Annotated in this window: 24 protein-coding genes; 11 read left to right on the top strand and 13 right to left on the bottom strand. The window is 62.4% G+C overall.

Annotated features, from left to right (window positions below; all coding sequences use genetic code 11):
• Positions 1-231 precede the first annotated feature (231 nt).
• The gene (locus tag B2Y33_RS14495) at positions 232-1128 is read left to right on the top strand and encodes a formate/nitrite transporter family protein (RefSeq protein WP_027915309.1); all 897 of its coding nucleotides are present in this window, start codon (positions 232-234) and stop codon (positions 1126-1128) included.
• A gap of 238 nt (positions 1129-1366) precedes the next feature.
• Positions 1367-2464, top strand: coding sequence for a diguanylate cyclase (locus B2Y33_RS14490; RefSeq protein WP_206405938.1), 1098 nt, complete (start codon positions 1367-1369; stop codon positions 2462-2464).
• Here the strand turns inward: B2Y33_RS14490 and B2Y33_RS14485 are convergent.
• The 5 genes from B2Y33_RS14485 to B2Y33_RS14465 all read right to left on the bottom strand — a co-directional run bounded on the left by B2Y33_RS14485 (position 2445) and on the right by B2Y33_RS14465 (position 4527).
• Positions 2445-2792: a DUF2025 family protein gene (locus B2Y33_RS14485; protein WP_059183266.1), complete on the bottom strand. Its 348-nt coding sequence runs from the start codon at positions 2790-2792 to the stop codon at positions 2445-2447. The two genes, B2Y33_RS14490 and B2Y33_RS14485, sit on opposite strands and share 20 nt — an antisense overlap.
• A 169-nt stretch (positions 2793-2961) precedes the next feature.
• Positions 2962-3078, bottom strand: coding sequence for a cytochrome c oxidase subunit CcoM (ccoM, locus tag B2Y33_RS14480; RefSeq protein ID WP_023535213.1), 117 nt, complete (start codon positions 3076-3078; stop codon positions 2962-2964).
• A gap of 135 nt (positions 3079-3213) precedes the next feature.
• On the bottom strand, positions 3214-3372 hold the full coding sequence (locus B2Y33_RS14475) for a hypothetical protein (protein ID WP_088523537.1): 159 nt from the start codon (positions 3370-3372) through the stop codon (positions 3214-3216).
• Between the two features lie 65 nt (positions 3373-3437).
• The gene (locus B2Y33_RS14470) at positions 3438-3773 is read right to left on the bottom strand and encodes an aspartate-semialdehyde dehydrogenase (protein ID WP_206405939.1); all 336 of its coding nucleotides are present in this window, start codon (positions 3771-3773) and stop codon (positions 3438-3440) included.
• 61 nt (positions 3774-3834) lie between these two features.
• Positions 3835-4527: a M949_RS01915 family surface polysaccharide biosynthesis protein gene (locus tag B2Y33_RS14465; protein WP_028687604.1), complete on the bottom strand. Its 693-nt coding sequence runs from the start codon at positions 4525-4527 to the stop codon at positions 3835-3837.
• A 159-nt stretch (positions 4528-4686) separates the two neighbouring features.
• On the opposite strand from B2Y33_RS14465, the gene rapA reads away from it, so the two are divergent.
• On the top strand, positions 4687-7533 hold the full coding sequence (gene rapA / locus B2Y33_RS14460; RefSeq protein WP_206405940.1) for an RNA polymerase-associated protein RapA: 2847 nt from the start codon (positions 4687-4689) through the stop codon (positions 7531-7533).
• Between the two features lie 94 nt (positions 7534-7627).
• Here rapA and B2Y33_RS14455 read toward each other — a convergent pair whose 3' ends face one another.
• Both B2Y33_RS14455 and B2Y33_RS14450 read right to left on the bottom strand, forming a co-directional pair.
• Positions 7628-8521, bottom strand: coding sequence for an NAD(P)-dependent oxidoreductase (locus B2Y33_RS14455; RefSeq protein ID WP_027915313.1), 894 nt, complete (start codon positions 8519-8521; stop codon positions 7628-7630).
• Positions 8522-8708: 187 nt separating this feature from the next.
• Positions 8709-9008 (bottom strand): DUF2288 domain-containing protein, encoded by a 300-nt coding sequence (locus B2Y33_RS14450; protein WP_027915314.1) that lies wholly within the window; start codon positions 9006-9008, stop codon positions 8709-8711.
• Between the two features lie 355 nt (positions 9009-9363).
• Between B2Y33_RS14450 and B2Y33_RS14445 the strand changes: the two genes are divergently transcribed.
• The 7 genes from B2Y33_RS14445 to B2Y33_RS14415 all read left to right on the top strand — a co-directional run bounded on the left by B2Y33_RS14445 (position 9364) and on the right by B2Y33_RS14415 (position 16869).
• Positions 9364-10479, top strand: a complete 1116-nt coding sequence (locus B2Y33_RS14445) for a branched-chain amino acid ABC transporter substrate-binding protein (RefSeq protein WP_206405941.1) — start codon at positions 9364-9366, stop codon at positions 10477-10479.
• 185 nt (positions 10480-10664) lie between these two features.
• Positions 10665-11588: a high-affinity branched-chain amino acid ABC transporter permease LivH gene (gene livH, locus B2Y33_RS14440; protein ID WP_023535272.1), complete on the top strand. Its 924-nt coding sequence runs from the start codon at positions 10665-10667 to the stop codon at positions 11586-11588.
• Positions 11585-12841 (top strand): high-affinity branched-chain amino acid ABC transporter permease LivM, encoded by a 1257-nt coding sequence (locus B2Y33_RS14435; protein ID WP_023535261.1) that lies wholly within the window; start codon positions 11585-11587, stop codon positions 12839-12841. The genes livH and B2Y33_RS14435 overlap by 4 nt, the downstream gene beginning before the upstream one ends.
• Positions 12838-13605 carry a high-affinity branched-chain amino acid ABC transporter ATP-binding protein LivG gene (gene livG / locus B2Y33_RS14430; RefSeq protein ID WP_023535212.1) on the top strand — a complete coding sequence of 256 codons (768 nt, stop codon included), beginning with the start codon at positions 12838-12840 and terminating at the stop codon, positions 13603-13605. The genes B2Y33_RS14435 and livG overlap by 4 nt, the downstream gene beginning before the upstream one ends.
• Positions 13606-14307 carry an ABC transporter ATP-binding protein gene (locus B2Y33_RS14425; protein ID WP_023535231.1) on the top strand — a complete coding sequence of 234 codons (702 nt, stop codon included), beginning with the start codon at positions 13606-13608 and terminating at the stop codon, positions 14305-14307.
• A 176-nt stretch (positions 14308-14483) separates the two neighbouring features.
• Positions 14484-15158: a COG3650 family protein gene (locus tag B2Y33_RS14420; protein WP_059183269.1), complete on the top strand. Its 675-nt coding sequence runs from the start codon at positions 14484-14486 to the stop codon at positions 15156-15158.
• 103 nt (positions 15159-15261) lie between these two features.
• Entirely contained in the window at positions 15262-16869 is a 1608-nt protein-coding gene (locus tag B2Y33_RS14415) for an NAD(P)/FAD-dependent oxidoreductase (protein WP_206405942.1), read from the top strand.
• A gap of 72 nt (positions 16870-16941) precedes the next feature.
• Here B2Y33_RS14415 and B2Y33_RS14410 read toward each other — a convergent pair whose 3' ends face one another.
• A complete protein-coding gene (locus B2Y33_RS14410; protein ID WP_027915318.1) occupies positions 16942-17406 on the bottom strand; it encodes a glycine zipper 2TM domain-containing protein in 465 nt (154 codons plus the stop codon).
• Between the two features lie 146 nt (positions 17407-17552).
• Here B2Y33_RS14410 and B2Y33_RS14405 point away from each other — a divergent pair, with 146 nt between their 5' ends.
• A complete protein-coding gene (locus B2Y33_RS14405; RefSeq protein ID WP_206405943.1) occupies positions 17553-17786 on the top strand; it encodes a hypothetical protein in 234 nt (77 codons plus the stop codon).
• Between the two features lie 38 nt (positions 17787-17824).
• Here B2Y33_RS14405 and pdxH read toward each other — a convergent pair whose 3' ends face one another.
• The 5 genes from pdxH to dinG all read right to left on the bottom strand — a co-directional run bounded on the left by pdxH (position 17825) and on the right by dinG (position 25292).
• The gene (pdxH, locus tag B2Y33_RS14400) at positions 17825-18472 is read right to left on the bottom strand and encodes a pyridoxamine 5'-phosphate oxidase (RefSeq protein ID WP_206405944.1); all 648 of its coding nucleotides are present in this window, start codon (positions 18470-18472) and stop codon (positions 17825-17827) included.
• Positions 18473-18490: 18 nt separating this feature from the next.
• Positions 18491-19492, bottom strand: coding sequence for an OmpA family protein (locus B2Y33_RS14395; RefSeq protein WP_027915321.1), 1002 nt, complete (start codon positions 19490-19492; stop codon positions 18491-18493).
• A gap of 99 nt (positions 19493-19591) precedes the next feature.
• Positions 19592-20737 carry an EstA family serine hydrolase gene (locus tag B2Y33_RS14390; RefSeq protein WP_028687599.1) on the bottom strand — a complete coding sequence of 382 codons (1146 nt, stop codon included), beginning with the start codon at positions 20735-20737 and terminating at the stop codon, positions 19592-19594.
• An 85-nt stretch (positions 20738-20822) separates the two neighbouring features.
• Complete coding sequence (locus B2Y33_RS14385) at positions 20823-23069, bottom strand: beta-galactosidase (protein ID WP_206405945.1); 2247 nt, start codon at positions 23067-23069, stop codon at positions 20823-20825.
• A gap of 78 nt (positions 23070-23147) precedes the next feature.
• A complete protein-coding gene (dinG, locus tag B2Y33_RS14380) occupies positions 23148-25292 on the bottom strand; it encodes an ATP-dependent DNA helicase DinG (RefSeq protein WP_027915324.1) in 2145 nt (714 codons plus the stop codon).
• Positions 25293-25346: the final 54 nt, after the last annotated feature.

Genomic DNA, 25346 nt, shown 5'->3' with positions numbered 1-25346 from the left:
CAAGCGTTTATTTTGAAGTTTTCTGAAGCGCCTTACTCGAAGACTTGAAACTTCAACCGCTGACCGACTTCCCCGCTGCGTTACTCGCTGCGAGGTGGCGAATAATACGCGCTTTGAATCTGGAGTCAACCCTTTGATTTAAAAACTTTTGCGCTCGCAGCGCCCCACTCCCCGCAACTTAATGAGGCTGCAGTGAATCTGTAGATAAACCCACCACGGAGCGTAGCGGTAATGAGCGAGGCGCAAAGCGAGAAAACCCCGGGCCTGTCGGCAGACGAACAACAGGAGGTCAGTTCCAACCAGCCGCCGCGTGCGGCGGTGTTGCACGAGACCATTCGCTTGCAGGGCGATCAGGAACTGGAACGTACATTGGCTGCGCTCTGGTGGTCAGCCCTTGCCGCAGGTTTGTCCATGGGGCTGTCACTGATGGCCATGGGTCTTCTGTACTCGCGTCTGCCGGACGGCGAGAGCGCGCAGGTCATCGCCAGTATCGGCTACAGCGCCGGCTTCCTGGCCGTCATCATCGCGCGGCAGCAATTGTTCACCGAGAACACCCTGACCGCTGTCCTACCAGTGATGACGACGCCAACGCTGGGCAACTTCGGTCGCTTGCTGCGCCTCTGGGGCGTGGTCCTGGCCGGCAACCTGGCCGGTACTCTATTGGTGGCCTGGGTAATGCTCGAACTGCCGATCTTCGATACCAAGACAGATATCGCGTTTCTGGAGGTGGGCCGTAAGGTGATGGAAAACGACGTCAGCCAGATGTTTGCCAAAGGCATCGTGTCCGGCTGGATGATCGCCACCATGGTCTGGATGATCCCCTCCATGGAGCACGCCAAGATCTGGATCATCCTGGTCATCACCTACCTCATGGCATTGGGCGACTTCACCCACATCGTGGTGGGGTCGGTAGAGGTCTCGTATCTGGTCTGGGCTGGTGAAGAAACCTGGAGCAACTTCTTGCTGCACTTTGCCCTGCCTACGCTGGCCGGCAACATCATCGGCGGCAGTCTCATCTTTGGTCTGATCAGCCATGCACAGGTGCGCAGCGACAGCGGCAAATCGCCGTCCCAGTTACTCAAAGATGAACAGCCCTCGCGAAAGCACCAGGACGATCAGCAAAAGTGAAACGTTGCCTTTAAGGCGTGCGGGTAACATCCCCTCTTCTTCTATAAGGAAGCTGGGCCGAGGCGTTGCGACAACGCTGCCCAGCTTTGCCCTCTTCTTCCACAGCCCAGTCAGGCATACTCGCCCCACTGCTCGCATCACCCGTGATTTGGCTTGCAAGGCCATGTCTCGTGCGCCTGCCATGGCCCAGAATACTCGCGCACGTCAAGCGATAAGCGCCCTGATAGAGATCACACCCATGGACACACGCACCGGCAAAGGCCTTTCGTTTGCCAAACGGATTTATCTGCCTCGGGTACTGGGCAAGGGTGTGGGGCTTTTCGCGGTAATGGCTGCGGTGGAACCCCTGTCTCCCCCCACTTGGGTTTGGCCATTCATGCTTTTCAACGGCTTGCTGTGGCCACACTTGGCCTATCAATGGGCGGCCCGGTCCAAAGCGCCCTACCAGGCCGAGCAGCGCAACTTTTTCCTCGATTCGCTGATGGGTGGGTTCTGGGCCGGTGCCATGCAGTTCAACCCGCTGCCGACGGTTACCGTCCTGTCGATGGTCACCATGAACAACGTCGCAGCCGGCGGCAAGGGGTTGGCTATTCGCGCAGGGATGGCGCAATTGGCAGGCATGCTTGCGGCTTGCGCCCTGCTGGGGCCGGGATTTCAACCCAACGCTACCGCCTTCCAGGTCTACGCCTGCCTGCCGATGCTGACGCTGTATCCAGCGGCGCTTGGGTGGGTGTGCTATCGACTGGCAATCAAGCTGGCCGAGCACAAACGCCGGCTCAACACCCTCAGCCTCACCGACAGCCTCACCGGGCTACTCAACCACGGCGCCTGGAAAGACCTCTTGGCAAGGCGTTTTAGCGGGTGCAGGAAACAGCGCGGTGAGGCTGTAGTCGCTCTGATCGACATCGACCACTTCAAGACCATCAATGATACCTTCGGCCATGTAATCGGCGATCAGGTATTGCGCCAGGTCAGCATCGAGTTGCGCGGCGCCCTGCGCGAAGGCGACAAGGCCGGACGCTATGGGGGCGATGAATTTTGCGTGATACTGCCCAGCACCACCGAAGCCCAGGCCTGTCAGGCCATGGAACGCCTGCGTGAGCGTGTGGCGAGCTACCGCGACCCGCAGATGCCCCAACTGCGCATCAGCTTGAGCATTGGCCTCTGCCCGTTCGACCCCTCGCTGGAGACTCCGGACGGCTGGTTACGCCAGGCGGACACCGCCTTGTATGTCGCCAAGCGCAATGGCCGGGATCGGGTCATGGTCACTCATCGGGCCAATGCCAGCGTGACGCCTTCTGCCGAATCCTCTGCCTTCATATCGCTGGCGCGATGACACCTGCCGGGTGCAAGCGTCGCTCGGCCACAATCTCAGGCAGGTCATGCCGGCGAAGGTAAGCCTTCAACGGCTCACTCACATTCAGCCGCTCATCCATGTGTTGCTCTATCAGCAAGCCCAGTCGCTCGCGACACAAGGCCATGCGATGCCCCTGCTCAGGTCGCCATACGAACTCGTTGCACGGGGTGATGCTGTCGTCGGCGATATCCATACCGAAGGCATCCTCGGAGAAACGCACGATATAGATGCCACGTTTACCGTGAAAGCCCACGAAGCCCTTGAGCTGCTCGGCCGCCTTGCAGATATCCTGGGATGTAATGGTCATGCCCCACCTCATGGTCAATGGAACGCGCTGCGCAGCCGTCACACGGGAACGCTTGCCACTGCAGGCCACGCCCGTGCCCAACGGGCCACGTCGCCGGAACAGATGCCAGGCAAAAAAATGGGCGACCGAAGTCGCCCTAAATGCCTTGCGTGCTCATGAATCGGGAAGGTCAAGGGCGCTTGCGCTTGCTCGAGTCCTTCCAGATGAAAATGCCTAGACCGGCGAAGAAAGCCACCATCAACCCCACCGTTACCACCCCTGCGATAACCACGTTGTCGAAGAACATGCCGACCTCTCCATTTGTTCGCCGTTGTCCGATGGGGAAACAGTAACCAATGTCGGGCGGAAGAAAATTGACCAAGGTCAATGACGCCCGGGGACGGGCGCACGGGGCGGGCGCAGGGTTGACCTGCGTCAAGCGTCAGCGCTTCTTGGGCTTGCGCTTGGACTTCTTCTTGGCAGCGTTCAAGGGCAATGCCTGTTCGAACGCATCGCGCATCTCGTTCAGGCGCTTTTCCTTGATGTCATGCACGCGGCGGGCACGTTCGGCATCGAAATCAATGAGATTGTCTTGGCTCATACTGGGCTCTACACGCTACGGATGCTGCATGATGGGGCTAGAACCAGACACTTGCCAGCCCTGCTTCATACCTCGATGTCCACCAGCAGCCCCTGACGCACGGGCTCGCGCATCAGCGGCACCACTGGCACGGTATTGTCGGCGTTGACCTCATGGCCTGGCAACGCATCGAACCGTTCATCATTACCTTTGCCTTTACCCTGGCGTTGCTGCTGCCGGCGCTGCTCCTCGCGCAGCAGCAACTGCTGTTCCTGCGGGTCACGCTGGCGCTTGAGGTCGATCGCACTTTCACCGGACGCAGGCTGCGCCGGCACTACCGGCTTTATATCCGGGGTCGGTTTGACCGGGTCCTGCTGCGAGGTGACCGGGGCAGCGCTGAGCGGAATGATCGGTGGCAGCATGGCGTTCTCCTGTACCCCTGTATCGGCAACCACACAGCTGCCTTGAAGTCATGGACAACATTCAGCCCGGTTCGTCCTGCGCCTCGTCCTGGTCCTGCAAGGCAGTTTCGCTCCAGGGACGCTGGTAGACCTGCTGCCACACTGCATCCATATGGGCTCGAACCCAGGCCGGGGCAGCCTTGAGCGAGGCACTGTCCTGGCGCTCGCCGCCGATCGGGTCTTCGCCTGCCGGGGTGATCAGCGACTGACCCGTGATGCTGTAGACCGTTTGCCCGTCACGCATCTCGATGGCGATGTCATGGGGCTCGACACCTCCTCCGCAGAAGGCATGACTGGCCACCGTCACCTCGGCCTCACCGTTCTGATCGAGGTCGGCCACGCCGCTGACATCGGTGTAGAAATCCACGTCCAGATCCAGGCCCGGACACGTGGTTTGCTGATCGATCTGCCAGCGCGCCTGGAAAGCTTCTTGCGCTTTGCGGCGGCCGTACAAGGTTGCCTTGAGCACGACCTTGTCCACTTCCTGTTCACTTTCCGGGTCGCTGGCCTGGCCATCGACACGGCTCAAGACCAACAGGCCTTCGCCGTTCCTGTCACGGTAGTGCACGCTCTTGAGCGGTGCCTGCACACCCAGCACCTCCAACTGCTCCATGGGGATGGGCGGCAAGGTTTCGAAGGTCTTGGGCTCGCAGCCTGCCAGGAGCAGACCGCCGGCCGTAAGGCTCAAGACAACGCAAAGGGGCTTGGCAGGCATGGGATGCAGAACCCTCGTCGGCACGGCATGAAGCGACGAAACGGCTAGACTGATGCACCGGCCGATACCGTTCGGCACCCTCAGGTGCACTCGGCACTTTGGTCTGCCCGGCCGATCCGTTAACATAATCGGCTTTTTCATCGCGGGAGTGCAGGCAGTATGGCGCAGCAGTATCAACCGGGGCAACGCTGGATCAGCGACAGCGAGGCAGAGCTCGGCCTGGGTACCATCCTGGCGCAGGATGGCCGCCTCCTGACCGTCCTCTACCCGGCCACTGGCGATACCCGGCAATATTCCCTGCGCAATGCGCCGCTGACACGCGTGCGCTTCTCGCCAGGTGATCAGATCACTCACTTCGAAGGCTGGAAGCTGACCGTGCGCGAAGTCGAGGACATCGACGGCTTGATGGTCTATCACGGGCTCGACGGGCAGAATCAGCCCCGCACGATGCCGGAGACCCAGCTGTCGAACTTCATCCAGTTCCGCCTGGCCAGCGACCGCCTGTTCGCCGGCCAGATCGACCCGCTGTCGTGGTTCAGCCTGCGCTACAACACCCTTCAGCACACCAGCAAGCAGATGCAATCCACGCTGTGGGGCCTGGGCGGCTGCCGCGCCCAGCCCATCGCTCACCAGTTGCACATCGCCCGCGAAGTGGCCGACCGCAGCGCACCTCGCGTACTGCTCGCCGACGAAGTGGGCCTGGGCAAGACCATCGAGGCAGGCCTGGTGATTCATCGCCAGCTGCTGACCGGCCGCGCCAGCCGGGTGCTGATCCTGGTGCCTGAGAACCTCCAGCATCAATGGCTGGTAGAGATGCGCCGGCGCTTCAACCTGCAGGTCGCCCTGTTCGATGCCGAGCGGTTCATCGAAAGCGATGCCAGCAACCCCTTCGAGGATGCCCAGCTCGCGCTGGTCGCGCTGGAGTGGCTGGTCGACGACGAGAAGGCCCAGGATGCAATGTTCGCGGCAGGCTGGGACCTGATGGTGGTCGATGAAGCGCACCACCTGGTCTGGCACGAGGAACACGCCAGTGCCGAATATGCGCTGGTCGAACAGCTGGCCCAGGTCATTCCCGGCGTGTTGCTGCTCACCGCAACCCCTGAGCAACTGGGCCAGGACAGCCATTTCGCGCGGCTGCGCCTGCTCGATCCCAACCGTTTCCATGACCTGGCGGCCTTCCGCGCCGAAAGCGAGCACTACCGGCCGGTGGCCGAGGCGGTGCAGGAGCTGCTGGACGAGGGGCGCTTGTCGCCGAAGGCACACGCCACCATCCAGGGTTTCCTCGGGGCCGAGGGCGATGCACTGCTCGCTGCGGTCAACGACGGGGACAGCCAGGCCAGTGCCCGACTGATCCGCGAACTGCTCGATCGTCATGGCACCGGGCGAGTGCTGTTCCGCAACACCCGTGCCGCCATCCAGGGGTTCCCTGAGCGTCAGTTGCACCCTCACTCACTGCCCAATCCGGAGCAATACGCCAGCTTGCCCGAGGGTGAACACGCCGAGCTCTACCCTGAGGTGGCGTTCCAGTCCCAGGCGGACCAGGCGCAAGAAGAGCGTTGGTGGCGCTTCGACCCGCGGGTCGACTGGCTGATCGACACCTTGAAAATGCTCAAGCGCACCAAGGTGCTGGTCATTTGCGCCCATGCCGAGACCGCCATGGACCTGGAAGACGCCCTGCGCGTGCGTTCCGGTATTCCGGCTTCTGTCTTCCACGAAGGCATGAGCATCCTGGAGCGCGACCGCGCGGCGGCTTACTTCGCCGACGAAGAATTCGGCGCCCAGGTGCTGATCTGTTCGGAAATCGGCAGTGAGGGGCGCAACTTCCAGTTCGCCCATCACCTGGTGATGTTCGACTTGCCTGCTCACCCCGACCTGCTCGAACAACGTATCGGGCGTCTGGACCGTATCGGCCAGAAGCACACCATCGAGTTGCACGTACCGTACCTGCAAGGCACGCCGCAAGCGCACCTGTTCCAGTGGTACCACGAGGGGCTCAACGCGTTCCTGAACACCTGCCCCACCGGTAACGCCCTGCAGCACCAATTCGGCCCACGCCTGCTGGCACTGCTCGACAGCGATGACAGCAAGGCCTGGGATAGCCTGGTCAACGAAGCGAGAAGCGAACGTGAGCGCCTCGAAGCCGAACTGCATACCGGCCGTGACCGCTTGCTCGAACTCAATTCCGGCGGTGCTGGCGAAGGTGAAGCGCTGGTCGAGGCCATCCTCGAGCAGGACGATCAGTTCGCCCTGCCGATCTACATGGAAACCCTGTTCGATGCGTTCGGTATCGACAGTGAAGACCATTCGGAAAACGCACTGATCCTGAAGCCCAGCGAGAAGATGCTCGATGCCAGCTTCCCCCTGGGCGATGACGAAGGTGTGACCATCACCTACGACCGCGGCCAGGCGCTGTCGCGTGAAGACATGCAGTTCCTGACCTGGGAGCACCCGATGGTGCAAGGCGGCATGGACCTCGTGCTGTCCGGCTCGATGGGCAATACCGCCGTGGCACTGATCAAGAACAAGGCGCTCAAGCCTGGGACCGTGCTGCTGGAGCTGCTGTTCGTCAGCGAGGTGGTCGCGCCGCGCAGCTTGCAACTGGGCCGGTACCTGCCGCCCGCCGCCCTGCGCTGCCTGCTTGATGCCAACGGCAATGACCTGGCCTCGCGGGTCGCATTCGAGACCCTGAACGATCAGCTCGAGAGCGTGCCGCGTGCCAGTGCCAACAAGTTCGTCCAGGCCCAGCGTGACGTGCTTGCAAAGCGCATCGGCAGCGGCGAAGAAAAGATCGTCCCGCTCCACGAGCAACGGGTGGCCGACGCCCAACGTCGCCTGGCCGCCGAAGCCGACGAAGAGCTCGCACGCCTGGTGGCACTGCAAGCGGTCAACCCGAGCGTGAGGGACAGTGAAATCGACGCGTTGCGCAAGCAGCGCGAAGAGGGCCTGGCCATGTTGGCCAAAGCAGCACTGCGTCTTGAAGCGATACGGGTGCTGGTCGCAGGCTGACCCCGGCGAGCCCACCTGACCTGCAGCGGCCTCATCGTTTCTGGGATGAGGTCGCCCCTGGGCAGAACGTACCCACCACGCGCCGGGTCAGCACCTAGTCCTGGCGTTTGATTCGATACTGCTCGACCAACGTCGAAGGATCCTGGTCCAGGTAACCCTGACTGCCGTGCAACCGCATCAACTGGGCAGCCAGGCCCGTAAGCGGCGTCGCTGCGCCCTGTTCGCGTGAAAACTTCACCGCACCGTCCAGATCCTTGAGCAGGGTCCGCACGTGCCACTTGATGGGAGCGAAACGGCTCTCTGCCATCTGTGGGGCCAGTATCTGCAAAGGCTTGGAGTCGGCAAAGCCGCCTGCCAGGGCTTGGGCGATCAACCCGGCGTCTACCCCGGAACGCTCGGCCAGCGCGATGACCTCGGCGATGACCAGGGCGTTGCACGCCACGATCATCTGGTTGCAGGCCTTGGTCACCTGGCCTGCGCCAACGCCCCCCATGTGTGTCACTCGCTGGCCGAGCACCTCCAACACTGGGCGAGCACGCGCCAGGTCAGCCACCTCCCCGCCCACCATGATCGCCAGGGTACCTGCCTGCGCACCTGCCGTGCCGCCGGACACCGGGGCATCCAGCCACCCCATCCCACACAAGGCGCCCAGCTGGGCTGCCATTTCCCGGGTAGCGCCAGGCTCCAGGCTGGAAAAATCCACCAGCAGCTGACCCTGCCGCCCGCCTGTGGCAACGCCCTGATCGCCAAATACCACGTCGCGCACCACGGCGGTATCGGCCAGGCACAGCAATACCATGTCCACCTGCTGCGCAAGCTCGGCAGGGCTCGCGGCCAGTCGCGCGCCTGCGTCAACCAGCGCCTGGCATTTTTCCGGGCTGCGGTTCCACACCCACAGCCCATAGCCGGCCGCCAGCAGGCGCTGGCACATCGGCAGGCCCATCAGACCGACACCAGCGAAACCTAGGGAGGGTAATGCGTTGCTCATCAGGAACTCCTGGCTGAAAAAGGGTGGCCTGCGCTGCATGACTGCGGCGATGGCCACCTTTACGCATGCCGTAAACTGTTACCGCCACGCCGAATTGTTACTTACCTCTACCTCGATTGAGCAATCACAAGCACCCAAAAGAGGCGCCTGCGCGTTTTCGTGCACCAAAAAAGCACAAGGCTGTCATTCACCGCCTGACTTGAATGACGATGAACGGCGATACGACTACCGCCCATATCTCTGGATCGCGGGTTTGCAGGTCACTGGCCTGTTCTGCCGTAACCGGGCCGACAGTGCCATCAGAGCGCCACTTATCGAAGAGGTCACTGCGGTTTTCGGCCATTGCCGTGGCCACGGTGATTAAATCCAGGGCGGGATCGACCCAAATCAGGTCACCCTTTGCCCAGAACCTTTCCAAGGCTTTCCACTCGATGGTGGCGGTTTCTCCGAGCAGTTTGGCATAGAGGGTGCTTGTTCGATCAGTCATGGGAATATCCGCTGGAAATCTGGCTTTTGAAAAAGCCGGCATTTTTGCAGAAAAACCCGGTTTCAAATATGCATTTGGGTATCAGGCCCCGTATTTTCGGGGTACGACTGCCAGGATAAGCCATTTGATGGCGCCTTTCTGTACTTTTGTGTCAAGCAAGCGACAACCGTTAAGCCAGGCGCTTTTTGCCCGCTTTTCAAGCGCGCTGACAGCGCTCTACACTGTACCGGTACAGTTCCGGGACATGTTCCGGGGAAGGTGGGCTTGCGCGTTGGCATGGCCACGCCGCAACCCGCCTGGTCTGTAGCCCTGGCCGCCAGGACTATAAGAATTACAACAGAATGAGTGGAGCATTATGATCAAGATTTCCAAGCTGTTCGCCGCAATGGTTCTGGCCGGGGTAGCCAGCCATTCGTTTGCCGCCGATACCATCAAGATCGGGATCGCCGGGCCCAAGACTGGCCCCGTGACCCAATATGGCGACATGCAGTTCATCGGCGCCAAGCAAGCCATCAAGGACATCAACGCAGCAGGCGGTGTCGATGGCAAGATGCTAGAAGCCAAGGAATACGACGACGCCTGCGACCCTAAACAGGCCGTGGCCGTCGCCAACAAAGTGGTCAACGATGGCGTCAAGTTCGTCATCGGCCACTTGTGCTCCAGCTCCACCCAGCCAGCGTCCGACATCTACGAAGACGAAGGCGTGATCATGATCACCCCGGCGGCAACATCCCCGGAAATCACCTCCCGCGGCTACAAGCTGATCTTCCGCACCATCGGCCTGGACAGCGCCCAGGGCCCTGCCGCAGGCAACTACATCGCCGATCACGTCAAGCCCAAGGTGGTCGCAGTGCTGCACGACAAGCAGCAGTACGGTGAAGGCATCGCCACGGCCGTCAAACAGACTCTGGAGCAAAAAGGCACCAAGGTTGCCGTGTTTGAAGGCCTCAACGCCGGCGACAAGGACTTCTCGTCCATCATTCAGAAGCTCAAGCAGAACAACGTCGATTTCGTCTACTACGGCGGCTACCACCCAGAGCTGGGTCTGATCCTGCGTCAAGCACAGGAAAAAGGCCTCAAAGCCAAGTTCATGGGTCCGGAAGGTGTGGGTAACGACTCCATCTCGCAAATCGCCCAGAATGCCTCCGAAGGGCTGCTGGTCACCCTGCCGAAGTCGTTCGATGCCGACCCTGAGAACAAGAAGATCGTCGACGCGATCAAGGCTGACGGCAAGGACCCAAGCGGCCCGTTCGTCTTCCCTGCCTACTCGGCCGTCGAGCTGATCGCCCAGGGCATCAAGGCCGCAGGCTCCGAGGACACCGCCAAAGTGGCCGAGGCCATCCACCAAGGTTCGTTCAAGACCCCTACCGGCACCCTGACCTATGACGACAAGGGTGACCTCAAAGACTTCAAGTTCGTGGTCTACGAATGGCACTTCGGCAAGCCGAAGACCGAAGTCTCCCCTCAGTAACAAGCGTGACTAATAGCTGACCGAGAAGCCCACTGTGCGAGCAGTGGGCTTTGTTTTACGAGGTTCATGGGCACGCCCCCGCGATCCGGGGACGGGCTCACCTGAAAATCTTAAAACCGTCACCCGCGGTTTCCTGGCCGTACCCCGGCCAGCGAAATGCAAATCAGGTTTTTAGGAGCGCTGTAATGCCTGAGATCTACCATTTCTTCCAACAACTGGTTAATGGATTGACCATCGGCAGCACCTATGCCTTGATCGCCATCGGCTACACGATGGTGTACGGCATCATTGGCATGATCAACTTCGCCCATGGCGAGGTCTACATGATCGGCTCGTACGTGGCGTTCATCGCCTTGGCGGGTCTGGCCATGATGGGTATTCATTCGCTGCCGATCCTGATGACCGTTGCCTTCGTCGCGACCATTTTCGTGACCAGTGCCTATGGCTACAGCATCGAACGGGTTGCCTACCGACCACTGCGCAACAGTAACCGGCTGATTCCGCTGATTTCTGCCATCGGCATGTCGATTTTCCTGCAGAACACCGTGCTGTTGTCCCAAGACTCCAAGGACAAGTCCATTCCCAACCTGATTCCGGGCAGCTTCTCGTTCGGACCAGGCGGCGCAGAAGAAGTCCTGGTGTCCTACATGCAAGTGCTGGTGTTCGTGGTGACACTCGTGGCCATGACCCTGCTGACCCTGTTCATCTCCCGTTCGCGACTGGGCCGCGCGTGTCGCGCCTGCGCCGAGGACATCAAGATGGCCAACCTGCTGGGCATCAACACCAACAACATCATCGCCCTCACCTTCGTCATCGGCGCTGCCCTGGCGGCCGTCGCGGCCGTGCTGCTGAGCATGCAATACGGGGTCATCAACCCCAATGCCGGTTTCCTGGTAGGCCTGAAGGCGTTTACCGCCGCAGTGCTGGGGGGTATCGGCAGCATTCCGGGCGCCATGCTCGGTGGGCTGGTGCTGGGTGTGGCCGAAGCGTTCGGCGCCGACATCTTCGGTGATCAGTACAAGGACGTCGTGGCATTCGGCTTGTTGGTTCTCGTCCTGTTGTTCCGGCCGACCGGCATTCTGGGCCGCCCGGAGGTTGAAAAAGTATGAACAAGAATCTCAAACCGGCGTTTTTCAGCGCCTTGCTGGTCTGGGCCGTGGCCTTCCCGGTGCTGGGCCTGAAACTGAGCATCGACGGCATCAGTCTGGTGGTGCATAGCCAGGGCTCGTTCACCATCAGCATCATCGCCGTGTGCTCGGTGCTGATGTTCCTGCGCGTGCTGTTCGACCGGCAGTGGAGCTCGGTGATGGGCCGACGCTCTGACCGCAAGCTGATTCCACCTGCGCTGAGCAACTACCTGACCCTTCCCAAAACCCAGCGCTGGGTGATTCTGGGGCTGGTCGTGGTAGCCCTGATCTGGCCGTTCTTCGGCTCGCGCGGCGCTGTCGACATCGCCACCCTGATCCTGATCTATGTGTTGCTCGGCCTTGGCCTGAACATCGTGGTCGGCCTGGCCGGGTTGCTGGACCTGGGTTATGTGGGCTTCTACGCCGTGGGCGCTTACAGCTACGCCATGCTCTCGCACTACCTGGGGTGGAGTTTCTGGGTCTGCCTGCCGATTGCCGGCCTGATGGCCGCCACCTTCGGCTTCCTGCTCGGTTTCCCGGTGTTGCGCCTGCGCGGCGACTACCTGGCGATCGTGACGCTGGGCTTCGGCGAGATCATTCGCCTGTTCCTGCGTAACCTCACCGACTGGACCGGTGGCCCTAACGGCATCAGCAACATTCCCAAGCCCGAATTCTTCGGCCTTACCTTCGAACGCCGCGCCGCCGAAGGCATGCAGACCTTCCACGAGTATTTCGGCCTGCCTTACAACTCGATCAACAAGGTCATCTTCCTGTACCTGGTTGCACTGTTGCTGGCACTGCTTGCGCTGTTCGTGATCAACCGCCTGTTGCGCATGCCCATCGGCCGTGCCTGGGAAGCGTTGCGTGAAGACGAGATCGCCTGCCGCGCCCTGGGCCTGAACCCGACCGTGATCAAGCTCTCGGCCTTCACCCTGGGTGCCTGCTTCGCAGGGTTTGCCGGCAGCTTCTTTGCCGCTCGCCAAGGGTTGGTCACGCCGGAGTCGTTCACGTTCATCGAATCGGCCATCATCCTGGCCATCGTGGTGCTCGGCGGCATGGGCTCTCAGTTGGGCGTGATCCTCGCTGCCATTGTCATGATCCTGCTGCCTGAGCTGATGCGCGAATTCAGTGAATACCGGATGCTCATGTTCGGTGCGCTGATGGTGCTGATGATGATCTGGCGTCCGCAAGGTCTGCTGCCAATGCAACGTCCCCACATGGAGCTGCGTCGATGAGCCGCGAAATTCTGCAAGTCAGCGGCCTTAGCATGCGCTTCGGCGGCTTGTTGGCGGTCAACGGCGTGGGCCTGACCGTCAAGGAAAAACAAGTGGTGGCGCTGATCGGTCCGAACGGCGCCGGCAAGACCACGGTGTTCAACTGCCTGACCGGTTTCTACCGGCCCAGCGGCGGCACCATCCTGCTCGATGGCGAACCCATCCAAGGGCTGGCCGGCCATCAGATCGCGCGCAAAGGGGTGGTACGCACCTTCCAGAACGTGCGTCTGTTCAAGGAAATGACAGCGCTCGAGAACCTGCTGATCGCCCAGCACCGGCACTTGAACACCAACTTCTTCGCCGGGCTGTTCAAGACCCCAGGGTTCCGCCGCAGTGAAAAGGAAGCCATGGAGCGTGCGCAGTACTGGCTGGACAAGGTCAACCTGACCGAGTTCGCCAACCGCACTGCCGGCACCCTCGCCTACGGCCAACAACGTCGCCTGGAAATCGCTCGCTGCATGATGACCCGCCCGCGGATCATCATGCTCGACGAGCCGGCTGCGGGGTTGAACCCGAAAGAGACCGAGGACCTGAAGGCATTGATTGCCTATCTGCGTGAATCGCACAACGTGACCGTGCTGCTGATCGAGCATGACATGAAGCTGGTGATGAGCATTTCCGATCACATCGTGGTCATCAACCAGGGCACACCCCTGGCCCACGGTACGCCCCAGGAAATCCGCGACAATCCTGAAGTGATCAAAGCCTACCTGGGGGAAGCGTAAATGCTGAAGTTCGAGAACGTTTCCACTTTCTACGGCAAGATCCAGGCGCTGCACAGCGTCAACGTGGAGATCAACCAGGGAGAAATCGTCACCCTGATCGGCGCCAACGGCGCCGGCAAATCCACCTTGCTCATGACCCTGTGCGGTTCACCCCAAGCCCACAGCGGCAGCATCAAGTACCTGGGCGAGGAACTGGTCGGTCAGCCTTCGTCGCACATCATGCGCAAGAGCATTGCCGTGGTGCCGGAAGGCCGCCGGGTGTTCGCCCGGCTGACCGTCGAGGAGAACCTGGCCATGGGCGGGTTCTTCACCGACAAGGGTGACTATCAGGCGCAGTTGGACAAAGTGCTGCAGCTGTTCCCGCGCCTGAAGGAGCGGTATGCCCAGCGTGGCGGCACCATGTCCGGGGGCGAGCAGCAGATGCTGGCCATCGGGCGTGCCCTGATGAGCAAACCCAAGTTGCTGCTGCTCGACGAGCCCTCCCTGGGCCTGGCACCGATCATCATCCAGCAGATCTTCGACATCATCGAACAACTGCGCCGTGATGGCGTGACGGTGTTCCTGGTAGAGCAGAATGCCAACCAGGCGCTGAAGATCGCCGACCGGGCCTATGTGCTGGAAAATGGCCATGTGGTGATGCAGGGTACGGGCGAGGGGCTGCTGACCGATCCAAAAGTGCGTGACGCCTACCTGGGCGGTTGATGCCAGCGGGGCCTGCAGGGGCCCCGTTGTCTTGAAGACGCTACGCTTGCACCCCGCTTCACGATCAAACAGGGCAGGCTGCATGCAGGTGACAGCCGTCTATTTCTCTTCGCCGGGCTTGTATTGCCCCTGCCCGCCTCAGTAACGTGACGGCCTCTCGAACACCGGAGCCCGTCATGCGCCTGACCCCTTCCCTGCTACTGACCGCCTTGTTGCCCCTGTTCGCGGGCTGCCAGCTGCTGGCCGAAAAACCCGTCGACCCTGATATCGGCAGCACTCGCATGCAAGGCCAGGTTCACGCTGCCGGTGGGCAGTTGCTGTTCAAGCCCTGCAACGAACCCCGCAGCTTCGTCATCAACGATGCCGCCGCCACGGGCATCCTGCAGGAAGCGGCGAACCTTGCAACCGGGGCCAACGACACCCTGTTCGCCGACGTGCGTGGCCGACTTACAGGCAGCAAGCAGGCCAGCACCGATGGACAGCTGGACCTGCGCCGCCTGTACCGCCTGGAGCACGCCAGCAACGGGTGCATCGACCCCAATTTCAAGCAGCTTACCCTGCGCGCCGGTGGCCACAAGCCCGATTGGGACGTCAAGGCCAACAGCCGGGGCATGGTGCTCAACCGTGCTGATCAGCCCCCGCTTGCCCTGCCCTTTCTGGAGGAGCAGGTGCCCGGTGGCGGCTTGACCCTGACCAGCGAAGCCAACGGGCAGCGCGTCGAACTCTGGCTGGCGCCACAGCGCTGCATGGACCCGGCCACGGGCGCGTTCAACCACTTGCGCGCAGAACTGCGCATCGATGGCACGACCCTTCAAGGTTGCGGTTATTACGGTGGCGCGCGCGATGACTGATGACCGGGCGGCTTAATCCTGCCAGTCGAGGCGGCTAAAGCTTTATACTTGGCGGTTTGTGTTAAGCCGCCGGCCGCCCATGGCCGGGATACTGGACCCTGCCATGCTACGAATCACCGAACTCAAGCTGCCCCTGGACCATCCCGATGAAGCACTGCGCGAGGCCATCGTCCAGCGCCTGGGCATCCGCGACGAGCAGCTGATCAGCTTCAACCTGTTCAAGCGCAGCTACGATGCGCGCAAGAAGAACACCGAACTGCTGTTCATCTACACCATCGACCTGCATGCCAGCAACGAAGAAGAGCTGCTGCGCAAGTTTGCCGACGACCATAATGTCGTGCCCGCGCCGGACGTTACCTACAAGTACGTCGCCCAAGCCCCTGAAGGCCTGGACGCACGACCAATCGTGGTGGGTCTGGGCCCGTGCGGGATTTTCGCCGGCTTGCTGCTGGCGCAGATGGGCTTCAAGCCGATCATCCTCGAGCGCGGCAAGGAAGTGCGCCAGCGTACCAAGGACACCTGGGGCCTGTGGCGCAAAAGTGTGCTCAACCCCGAGTCCAACGTGCAGTTCGGCGAAGGCGGCGCTGGGACATTCTCAGACGGCAAGCTGTACAGCCAGATCAAGGACCCGCAGCATCATGGCCGCAAGGTGTTGGAAGAGTTCGTCAAGGCCGGTGCGCCTGACGAGATCTTGTACATCAACAAGCCGCACATCGGCACCTTCCGCCTCACCGGCATGGTTGAGCAGATGCGCCAGGAAATGATCGCCCTGGGGGCCGAGGTTCGTTTCGAACAAAAGGTCACCGACCTGCTGATCGAAGACGGCCAGGTTCAGGGCGTGGTGCTTGAAAGTGGCGAGCAACTGCTTTCACGGCATGTGGTTCTGGCATTGGGCCATAGTGCCCGGGACACCTTCCGCATGCTGCACGCGCAGGGTGTGTACATGGAAGCCAAACCGTTTTCCGTCGGTTTCCGCATCGAGCATCCGCAATCGCTCATCGACAAGGCGCGCCTGGGCAAATATGCAGGCCACCCCAAACTGGGTGCGGCGGACTACAAGCTGGTGTACCACGCCAAGAACGGGCGGTCGGTCTACAGCTTCTGCATGTGCCCTGGCGGAACGGTAGTGGCCGCCACCAGTGAACCGGGCCGCGTCGTCACCAATGGCATGAGCCAGTACTCACGCAACGAACGCAACGCCAACTCCGGCATCGTCGTCGGCATCGACCCGGAACGGGACTATCCCGGTGGCCCGCTGGCGGGCATCGAGTTGCAGGAACGCCTGGAAGCGCACGCCTACGTCATGGGCGGGAGCAACTACCAGGCGCCGGCTCAGTTGGTGGGCGATTTCGTGGCTGGCAAACCTTCGACTGCGCTAGGCAGTGTCGAGCCGTCCTACAAGCCTGGCGTGACCCTGGGGGACCTGGCGCCAAGCCTGCCGGCCTTCGCCATCGAGGCGATACGCGAGGCCCTGCCCGCCTTCGATCGGCAGATCAAGGGCTACAACCTGCATGACGCGGTGTTGACCGGGATCGAGACACGCACCTCCTCGCCGCTGCGCATCACGCGGGGTGAAGACTTCCAGAGCTTGAACGTGAAGGGCCTGTTCCCTGCCGGCGAAGGGGCTGGCTATGCAGGCGGCATTCTGTCTGCAGGGGTTGATGGCATTCGGGTTGCCGAAGCGGTGGCCAAGGCCATGCTAGCCCAGTAACAAGCCCTGAATTGCCGGTACAAAAAAACCCGACCAGGCCAGAAGCCTGATCGGGTTTTTTCAGGGCTGCGATCAGTGCGAGACGCGGCTGGTCCCATCGACCGTCATGATGCGCACGCGGTCGCCCACCCGGAAAATCTCGTTTTCCTGCACGGACTGCACATAGGCACGCATGCTGCCATCGTCTTCGCGCACCGTGATCTCCACACCCTGGGTACGGGTAATACCCTCTTCGGCGGCCGAACCGGCCAAGCCACCGGCAACGGCACCAATCACGGCAGCGACGATGCTGCCACGCCCGCCGCCAACGGCGCTGCCCGCCAAGCCACCTACCACGGCACCGGCGCCTCCGCCAATCGGCGTCTTGGTGCCTTCGATCTTCACAGGGCGCAGCGATTCGATGGTGCCCATGCGCACGGTTTGCACACGGCGGGCCTCATCGCGCGAATAGCTGTCGCCGCTCAAGTTTGACGCACAGCCACCGAGTAGCAACGTGGTGGCTGTGAAGGTCGCGACCAGCAAAGCGGATTTACGCATGGGTAGAATCTCCATAAGTCAGGTATTCATTAGACGCTGCACATTGACGGCTGTCACGGTACTCACTGCATAAAATTGCTTTCATTCAGCCAGCGTACAGCCAACGCGATCAGGCAGGGCGCTTACCGATCAGACCAAGGATAACCATGGATTACTTCATCGTCGTGGTCGCCACCCTCGCAGGGTTGGGGTTTCACGCCTGGCTCTACATGCTCATGCGGCAGTGGATGGACCGCGACCTGGCGCTGTCACTGGCAGGTGGCGACCCGCACATGCAGGCGTACATGCTGCAGCGGTTGCAGCATGCGCGTAAGTCGAAGATGGGGCGCAAGGCACGGGTTCAGTGGCTTGCGCAGGAGGCGGCGGCGTATTCGCGCTGAGCGCCAGGGCGAATGGGACTATCTGGTAGCCCCGCCTATCAAGGCGCCAGGCGCTCGCGGTGCCAGCCTTGGGCCGCCTTGCGGTAATTCAGGCGGTCATGCAGGCGACTGGCGCGTCCTTGCCAGAACTCGATGCGCTCTGGCAGCAGGCGGTAGCCACCCCAATGCTCGGGGCAGTGAGGCTGCGTGTCGGAGAAACGCGCCTCGGTCGCCTTGACCAGGGCTTCGAGCGCCTCGCGCCCAGCGATCACCTGGCTCTGAGGCGATGCCCAGGCGCCCAGGCGGCTGCCCAACGGCCTGACCTGGTAGTAATCGTCGGACTCCTTGGCCGAGACCTTCTCGACACGGCCCTCGATACGCACTTGCCGCTCGAGCGCCGGCCAGAAAAAGGTCATGGCGGCGAACGGGTGAACCTGCAGTTGCCTACCCTTGGCGCTGTCATAGTTGGTGAAGAACGTGAAGCCCTGCTCATCCAGCCCCTTGAGCAACAGCACACGGCAGTGTGGTCGCCCATCGGCATCGACCGTGGCCAGAGTCATGGCGTTGGCTTCCACCGGCGCCTGCTCTGTTTTCACGGCATCGCCGAACCATTGGTGAAACAAAGCGAACGGCTCGGCCGGAGCCTGAGCTTCGGCCAGGCCGTCCCGGGTGTAATCGCGGCGCATATCGGCCAGGGATTGGGTCATTACTGCGTTCCTTGACGATCAGTTGGTCTTCGCAGGGCTGTTGGAGGCTACCTTCTTGTCAGTGGCAGCTTTCTTGGCGACAGGCTTGGCGGTCGCCGCTTTCTTGGTCGCCGTCTTGGCCGGGGTCTTGGCTTTGGCGGCAGGTTTCTTGGCAGCGGTTTTGACGGCTGGCTTGGCTGCAGCCTTGCTTGGCTGGGCTTTGGCGGCTGGAGCCTTGGACACAGGCGCCTTGGCATCCTGCACGGCCACCATGGTGGCTGGCGACGGCGTTGGTGTGGCCTGTTGATACTTGCTCAGCAGCGCGACCATGGTGTTCTGTGGGGTCAGCAGCATTTCCACGCGGCGGTTCAGCGCACGGCCTTCGGCACTGTCATTGGCGGCGCGAGGCATCACCGAGCCCATGCCCTTGAGAATCAGGCGGTCACGTTGCAACCCGCTCAGGCGGAAAATGGCCGACACCGAGGCAGCACGCTCAAGGCTCAGCTTCTGGTTGGCAGCCACCACGCCGCTGGTGTCGGCGTGGCCCAGGACCAGTACGGCCGTCTTGGGGTCGCCTTCTACCGTCTTGGCCACGCGGGTGATGGGGCCCAGGGTGACGGGCAACAACATGTTCGGACGGTCAGGGTTGTACGCACCGTCCACTGGCAAGGTGACTGCCAGCACGTTGTCGCGCCGCTCGAGCTCCAGCTTGCTGTCCTTGATGGCCTCGCGCAGCTTGGGCTCGTACTCGTCCAACCAGGCCTGGGTGGCCTGCTGGTCGATCTTCGGCACCACCGGCCCTTGGGCCTGCTTCTGCTCACCGCCAAATGGCCACCACCAGCGGCTGGTGCTTTCGGATTTGGCGTCGGCCTTGGCGACCTTTTCCGTGACTGCTGCCTTCACTTCCTGTTCGGCGACCTTGTCCGAGCCGAATGGCCACCAGCTTGAACTGGCGCTCTTGGCAGAACCCTCGGGATGGCTGGCGCAGCCGGTGACAGCGGTCAGGCACAGGGCGAGTGCTAAGGTTTTATGTGAAGACATCAGCGATACACCATGAATTAGAAAGGAATTTTGCCCACACTCTTGAGGCGTCGGCATTGAGGATAGTCAAAGAGGCTGGGCAATACCCGCACTAACCGATCAAAGGCATTGCCCAAGCACGCGCACCAGTTTCTGGGCACGAGGGTCCATCAGCACATAGGGCCCCAAGGTATTGACGACAAAGCCAAAAGCCACATCTCGCTCCGGATCGGCAAATCCGACCGAGCCCCCGGCACCGGGGTGACCGAATGCGCGAGCGCCCAGGCCGAAGGTGGCATTGGCCACATCGGGCTGGTCGAGCATGCACCCTAGGCCGAAGCGCGTCTGGGTCAGCAAGGTCCGGTCCTGGCCCAGGCTGTGTTGGCGGGTGAACGCCTCCAGCAGGTCCGACTCCAGCAGGCTGCCATCGAGCAGGCCTGCATAGAACCCAGCCAGGCTCCGGGCATTGCCATGGCCATTGGCAGCAGGTTGTTGCATGCGCCGCCATTCCGGTTTATTGGTACTGGTCAGAATGGCGGGCGGGTTGGTAAACGCCCTTGTGGACAATGCCTCGGGCTCGCGCAGCGTGACCTGCAGCAAGCGCTGGGCAGCGGCGTCACCGGGGTTGCCTTTGCCACGCGCAATATGGGCTACCCGATAGAACTCCTCGTCGGCCAGCCCGACATGGAAGTCCAGCCCCAGCGGCCGCGCCGTACGCGCCACGATCGAGTCGCCTGGGCCGCGCCCATCGGCACGACGAATCAACTCGCCGATCAGCCAGCCAAAGGTGATGGCGGCGTAGCCGTGCTCGCTGCCCGGTGTCCACCACGGCGTTTGCGCGGCCAGGGCATCGACCATTGCCTGCCAGTCGTAGAGGGCCTCGGCCGGCAGCAATTCGCGAATCGCAGGCAGCCCGGCACGGTGGCTAAGCAGTTGCCTCAGCGTGATGGCCTCTTTGCCCGCCCGACCGAACTCAGGCCAGTAACGCGCTACCGGGGCATCGAGTTCAAGTTTGCCCTCGCCCACCAACTGCAAGGCGGTGACGGCGGCAAAGGGCTTGGTGCAGGAAAACAGATTGGCGATGGTATCGCTGTGCCATGGCTGCTGGCCATCCTTGTCGGCGGTGCCCGCCCACAGGTCCACTACCGTTTCACCACCCACCTGGATGCACAGCGCAGCCCCGCGTTCCTGGGGATCATCGAACAGCGCCGCGAAGGCCTCGCGCACTGCTTCGAATTTCAGCTCGAAATGACCCTGAATCTGCACCCTGTGTTCTCCATGCGGCATGTTGGCAAAAGGGCCTGCATTGTTTCAGTAGTTCGGCCTTTTGCCTACAGGCGCGCATCGCACGTCACGGCGACGCGGGTGCTTGGCTGTGAGTGCGCAACTGGTCCAATGCCTCCAGATTGCTCTTGCGCACGGCCTGGACGAAGCCTGGGTAAGCCACGTCGGTGATGGCAACCAACCCCAGGTGCCCGTTCTCTGCGTCGAGCAAACGGCCGCTGGCAGGCTGATCGAGGTACTGGAACCAGTGGGCGCCAACGATCATGGGCTGGGCGAGCGCCGCCTTGAGGAAATTGCCATAGGCAGGCCCGCGGTCTTCCTCGCGCGCGACCTCCACCGGCCCCGGCCAGAAAGGCCCGCGATCGCGCGAGCCGAACTGGAACTCGGACACCAGCACCGGCTTGTCCAGCTCTGCCAGGCGCGCGAAGTCATAGCCATCCTGAGGCTTGAGGGTATAGAAGTTGAAGCTGAGCACATCGCAGAACTCGGCGCAGGCCTTGACCGCTTCGGGTGTACTCACGGCAAACCGACCGCCCAGCAAGAGGTGGTTGGGGGCATGCCACTTGAGCGAGTCGGAGAGGGTCTTGAAATAGGTCTGGGCGAACACCTGCTGGAAATACTGGTAGTCACGCTCGATTTCCGGGTGTTCCGCGCTGGGCAGTGGCGCCTCGAAACCAGGGTCTTCCATCAGCTCCCAGGCCGCCAGTTCGATGCCCCAGGCCTTGGACAAGCCCTCCTGGTTTCGGTACTTGTCACGCAACTGCTTGAGGAAAGCGCGCTTGGCCGGTACGTCGGTGGTCAGGCGCAAGGTGCCGTAGGCCAGCCCATAGCGCGCCTTCGGGTCATCGCCCGGGGCCGCCCAGGCCAGCTCGTTGTCGGCAAAGTAACCGATGAGCCAAGGGTCATCGCGGTGATCGCGGGCGGCGATGGCCACGGCCCGCTCGGTGGCCATGGCAAAGCGTGGGTCGAAGGGATCGGGCATCCGGCCCCACCAATCCATGCCGGTGCTGATGCTCGCGTAATCGCCCACGATGGACAGCGGCAAGGTATAGGGCACGCGCTGCTGCTCGACCAGGGCCGCATCGCTCCAGTTGCCCAGTGTATTGAAGCCCCAGGCCTGCAGCCGGTCGAGCGTATGGCGCTGCCAGCGGGCGCTGTCCAACTTGGCGGGCGGGCAATTGACCGGCTGCGCTGACGCCTGCGGGTCGGCCACCTGGCAAGGGGCTGCGTGGGTGCGTTCGAGATTGGCGGCGTAGAAGTCGAACCAGCGCCCCTTCTTGAAGGCGCGCCCCTGGGACGAGGCATTGCCATCATCGTTGTTGCCCTCGCCATAGAAGGCGGACAAGGGCTCGCCTTGTTGCGGCAGCGCCTTGAACATGGCCTCGCGACCCGCCACATAGGTGCGCCCGCCATCTGCGGCCACGGCATTGACGCCCAGGGAGTAGAACGGGTGGCCCAGCGGCGTGACCAGGTACCAGCGCCCCTCACGTTTTTCGGTGCGAAAGAACCCGGTCGCCTCGAAGGGCGTGCCCGCTGTCACGCCGCCATAGGTATCCAGTGGCTGCTTTTCACGCTCGGCCAGCCACCCCTTGATCTGCTGCTGTTCGCGCCCGGCGCTCGCCTTGAGTTGCTCGTCGCTGGTCACTTTCTCAGGCCACGTGCCGCGCGTGGACTGCCCGTAGGCATCGATGAGTTCGTGGTAGGCCGCTTGCCATGCCTGGTCGTCATCCTGGATGCCCATGCGTTCGATCAGCAGGCTTTGGGCTGCCTTGGGGGCAGGGATGCTCAGGCTGACCGCAGCGACCTGTGCAAGGTCCACCGCGCCCGTGCTGCTGCCGAGCAGCACGCGCTGGCCGCTAAAGCTCCACGGCATGGGTGGGCCCGCACGCAGCCCTTCCTGCAGGGGCGAACGCGCCGTCAACGGCACCATCACCGTTTGCGCAGGCCCTGCCGGCAAGTCGATGCGGCTGGTCAGTGTACGGCCGTCATTGCCCTTCACCGTCACATCCAAGGTCAGCGCCCAGGCCATCGCGTTCTGCAGACGCAGGGTCAGGTAGCGGCCGGAAGACCAGTCCCAAGTGCCGCTCTGTGGGCTCATGCGCAAGGTCGGACGCTCGGCAGCGTTGAACACCACGCGTCGCAACACCTCGCCCTGAGCGGTCTGCTCGGCGTTGTACTGGGGCATGCCGGCGTCCACGGTTTCGACATTGACCACTGAGGCCGGGCGCACGAAGCTGAACAACGTCTGCTGCCCCGCCAGCAACGGCGGGCTCAACAGCAAAGCGATGACAGCGGGCAAGGTACGGCGAACCATAGGGCGGAGTCTCTCCTTCAGGGCCCTAATGGCCCACGACTGAGGTTGGACAACGTGCCGGCGCAAGCGCTCCGGCCGTCAGGAAATCTCCCGCCGAAATGGCGGCAGCGCATTGAGGATAGCCTTGCCGTAGCGCTGGGTGACCAGGCGCCGGTCCAGCAAGGTGATGACACCGCGGTCCTGCTCGGTGCGCAACAGTCGGCCACACGCCTGGATCAGGCGCAACGAGGCATCGGGTACGGCAATTTCCATGAACGGATTGCCGCCTCGCGCTTCGATCCATTCTGCCAAGGCGGCCTCGACGGGGTCGTCAGGCACGGCGAACGGGATTTTGGCGATGACCACATGCTCGCAATAGGCGCCCGGCAAGTCGACGCCCTCGGCGAAGCTGGCCAGGCCGAAAAGCACGCTGTGCTGGCCGTCGTCGACGCGGGCCTTGTGCTTGTTCAGGGTTTCCTGCTTGGACAGGTTGCCCTGGATCAGCACCAGCTTGCGCCAGTCCCGGTCCAGGCCATCGAACACATCCTGCATCTGCTTGCGTGACGAGAACAACACCAGCGCACCACGGGCATCCTCGACGATGCCCGGCAGCTCGCGGATGATGGCCGCGGTGTGGCCAGCGGCGTCACGGGGGTCAGCCTTGAGGTCCGGTACCCGCAGCAGGCCTGCATCACCGTGCACGAACGGGCTGGGCACCACGCAGGAAACTGCATCGCGGGGCAATCCCGAGCGCATGCGAAAGCGGTCGAACTTGCCCAGCGCGGTCAGGGTCGCCGAGGTGACCAAGGCGCCGTGTGCCACATTCCACAAGCTGCGCCGCAGCATCTCGGCCGCCAAAATGGGGCTGGCATTGACCTCGATATCGAACAGGGCCCCGCTCTCGGCCAAGGTAAGCCAGCGGGCCATGGGCGGGCTGTCCTCGGGGTCTTCGGCGGTGAACGCCGTCCACAACTCCCAGTTGCCCTGGGCACGGGTCTGCAGGCTACCGAACAGCGGGTACCACTCCTCGGCCTGGTGGCTGGCGATGCCAATGCTGACCTCGCCGCCCATGCCTTCCTTGAGCAGGTCGGTCAGGCGGGTGAACACATCGTTCAGGCGGGCGAAGCCTTTTTTCAGCTCGACGCCAACCTCGCGGATTTCATCGGGCACCACGCCACCTGGAAAACGATAGCGAGGGCGTTCTCGGCCTTCGTTGTCCTCGCCTGGACGAAAATCGGCCACCTGCTCGCACAGCGTGAACATGAACTGCTGTTGGGTGCGGATTTCGCGGGCAAGCTCAGGGACCTGTTCGATCAGCTTGCCCAGGTCACCCGGCAGGGGGTGCTGGGCCAGCAGCTTGGTCAGGTTCTTGGCGGTCTGCTCGAGCCAGTCGGCCGTCGAACGCAGCCGTGAATAATGAGCGAAGTGGCCGATGGCCTTGTCTGGCAGGTGATGCCCTTCGTCGAACACGTACATGGTGTCGCGGGGGGCCGGGAGCACCGCACCGCCGCCCAGCGCCAGGTCGGCCAGCACCATGTCGTGGTTGGTGACGATCACGTCTACCTTTCCCATCCCTTCACGGGCCTTGTAGAACACGCACTGCTGGAAGTTGGGGCAGTGGCGGCCGGTGCACTGGCTGTGGTCGGTGGTCAGCCGTGCCCAGTCCTCGTCTTCGAGGCTCTCTGGCCAACTGTCGCGATCACCGTCCCAGCGGTTGCCGGCCAGCTTTTCGATCATGCTGTTGAACAGCTTCAGGCTGCGCTCGTCCACGTCGATGCGAAAGCCTTCTTCCTCCAGCAGCTGCGCCTGGGACGTCTGGGCATGACCTTCCTGGACCAGGATGTCGAGCTTGGACAGGCACAGGTAGCGGCCCCGTCCCTTGGCCAGGGCAAAGCTGAAATTCAGCCCGCTGTTGCGCATCAGGTCAGGCAGGTCCTTGAAGACGATCTGCTCCTGCAGCGCCACGGTCGCGGTGGCGATGACCAGGCGCTTGCCTGCCGCCTTGGCCGCCGGAATGGCCGCCAGGCTGTAGGCGACCGTCTTGCCGGTACCGGTGCCCGCCTCCACCGCCACGACGGCGGGCTCGCCGGCACGGCGGCCTTCGTCGTCGCAGGGAATATCCCCGAGGACCTTGGCCACCTCGGCGATCATCAGGCGCTGGCCGTAACGCGGCTTGAGGCTCTTGGCTTCGAGAAATCGCGTGTAGGCGCCCTGGATGGTGGCTTTGAGTTCAGTGCTGATCATGGTGTGCAGGCGCCCGAAGGGCTGGATATATTTTCAGTATCGCGCATAGGGCGG

Origin of the sequence: Pseudomonas sp. UBA5666, from assembly GCF_002420785.1 — a bacterium.
In the GTDB taxonomy this organism is placed as follows: domain Bacteria; phylum Pseudomonadota; class Gammaproteobacteria; order Pseudomonadales; family Pseudomonadaceae; genus Aquipseudomonas; species Aquipseudomonas fulva.
The sequence above is the reverse complement of the archived record's forward strand: the minus strand, read 5'-3'. Positions and strand labels throughout refer to the sequence as shown.

Excerpts from the sequence above, each read along its gene's own strand:
- B2Y33_RS14495 (WP_027915309.1), top strand. The coding sequence starts at position 232 with ATGAGCGAGGCGCAAAGCGAGAAAACCCCGGGCCTGTCGGCAGACGAA.
- dinG (WP_027915324.1), bottom strand. The coding sequence starts at position 25,292 with ATGATCAGCACTGAACTCAAAGCCACCATCCAGGGCGCCTACACGCGA.
- B2Y33_RS14475 (WP_088523537.1), bottom strand. The coding sequence starts at position 3,372 with ATGAGCCAAGACAATCTCATTGATTTCGATGCCGAACGTGCCCGCCGC.
- B2Y33_RS14490 (WP_206405938.1), top strand. The coding sequence starts at position 1,367 with ATGGACACACGCACCGGCAAAGGCCTTTCGTTTGCCAAACGGATTTAT.
- B2Y33_RS14395 (WP_027915321.1), bottom strand. The coding sequence starts at position 19,492 with ATGTCTTCACATAAAACCTTAGCACTCGCCCTGTGCCTGACCGCTGTC.
- B2Y33_RS14405 (WP_206405943.1), top strand. The coding sequence starts at position 17,553 with ATGGATTACTTCATCGTCGTGGTCGCCACCCTCGCAGGGTTGGGGTTT.
- rapA (WP_206405940.1), top strand. The coding sequence starts at position 4,687 with ATGGCGCAGCAGTATCAACCGGGGCAACGCTGGATCAGCGACAGCGAG.
- B2Y33_RS14425 (WP_023535231.1), top strand. The coding sequence starts at position 13,606 with ATGCTGAAGTTCGAGAACGTTTCCACTTTCTACGGCAAGATCCAGGCG.
- B2Y33_RS14415 (WP_206405942.1), top strand. The coding sequence starts at position 15,262 with ATGCTACGAATCACCGAACTCAAGCTGCCCCTGGACCATCCCGATGAA.
- B2Y33_RS14385 (WP_206405945.1), bottom strand. The coding sequence starts at position 23,069 with ATGGTTCGCCGTACCTTGCCCGCTGTCATCGCTTTGCTGTTGAGCCCG.
- ccoM (WP_023535213.1), bottom strand. The coding sequence starts at position 3,078 with ATGTTCTTCGACAACGTGGTTATCGCAGGGGTGGTAACGGTGGGGTTG.
- B2Y33_RS14470 (WP_206405939.1), bottom strand. The coding sequence starts at position 3,773 with ATGCTGCCACCGATCATTCCGCTCAGCGCTGCCCCGGTCACCTCGCAG.
- livH (WP_023535272.1), top strand. The coding sequence starts at position 10,665 with ATGCCTGAGATCTACCATTTCTTCCAACAACTGGTTAATGGATTGACC.
- B2Y33_RS14455 (WP_027915313.1), bottom strand. The coding sequence starts at position 8,521 with ATGAGCAACGCATTACCCTCCCTAGGTTTCGCTGGTGTCGGTCTGATG.
- B2Y33_RS14445 (WP_206405941.1), top strand. The coding sequence starts at position 9,364 with ATGATCAAGATTTCCAAGCTGTTCGCCGCAATGGTTCTGGCCGGGGTA.
- B2Y33_RS14485 (WP_059183266.1), bottom strand. The coding sequence starts at position 2,792 with ATGACCATTACATCCCAGGATATCTGCAAGGCGGCCGAGCAGCTCAAG.
- B2Y33_RS14435 (WP_023535261.1), top strand. The coding sequence starts at position 11,585 with ATGAACAAGAATCTCAAACCGGCGTTTTTCAGCGCCTTGCTGGTCTGG.
- B2Y33_RS14465 (WP_028687604.1), bottom strand. The coding sequence starts at position 4,527 with ATGCCTGCCAAGCCCCTTTGCGTTGTCTTGAGCCTTACGGCCGGCGGT.
- B2Y33_RS14450 (WP_027915314.1), bottom strand. The coding sequence starts at position 9,008 with ATGACTGATCGAACAAGCACCCTCTATGCCAAACTGCTCGGAGAAACC.
- B2Y33_RS14410 (WP_027915318.1), bottom strand. The coding sequence starts at position 17,406 with ATGCGTAAATCCGCTTTGCTGGTCGCGACCTTCACAGCCACCACGTTG.
- pdxH (WP_206405944.1), bottom strand. The coding sequence starts at position 18,472 with ATGACCCAATCCCTGGCCGATATGCGCCGCGATTACACCCGGGACGGC.
- livG (WP_023535212.1), top strand. The coding sequence starts at position 12,838 with ATGAGCCGCGAAATTCTGCAAGTCAGCGGCCTTAGCATGCGCTTCGGC.
- B2Y33_RS14420 (WP_059183269.1), top strand. The coding sequence starts at position 14,484 with ATGCGCCTGACCCCTTCCCTGCTACTGACCGCCTTGTTGCCCCTGTTC.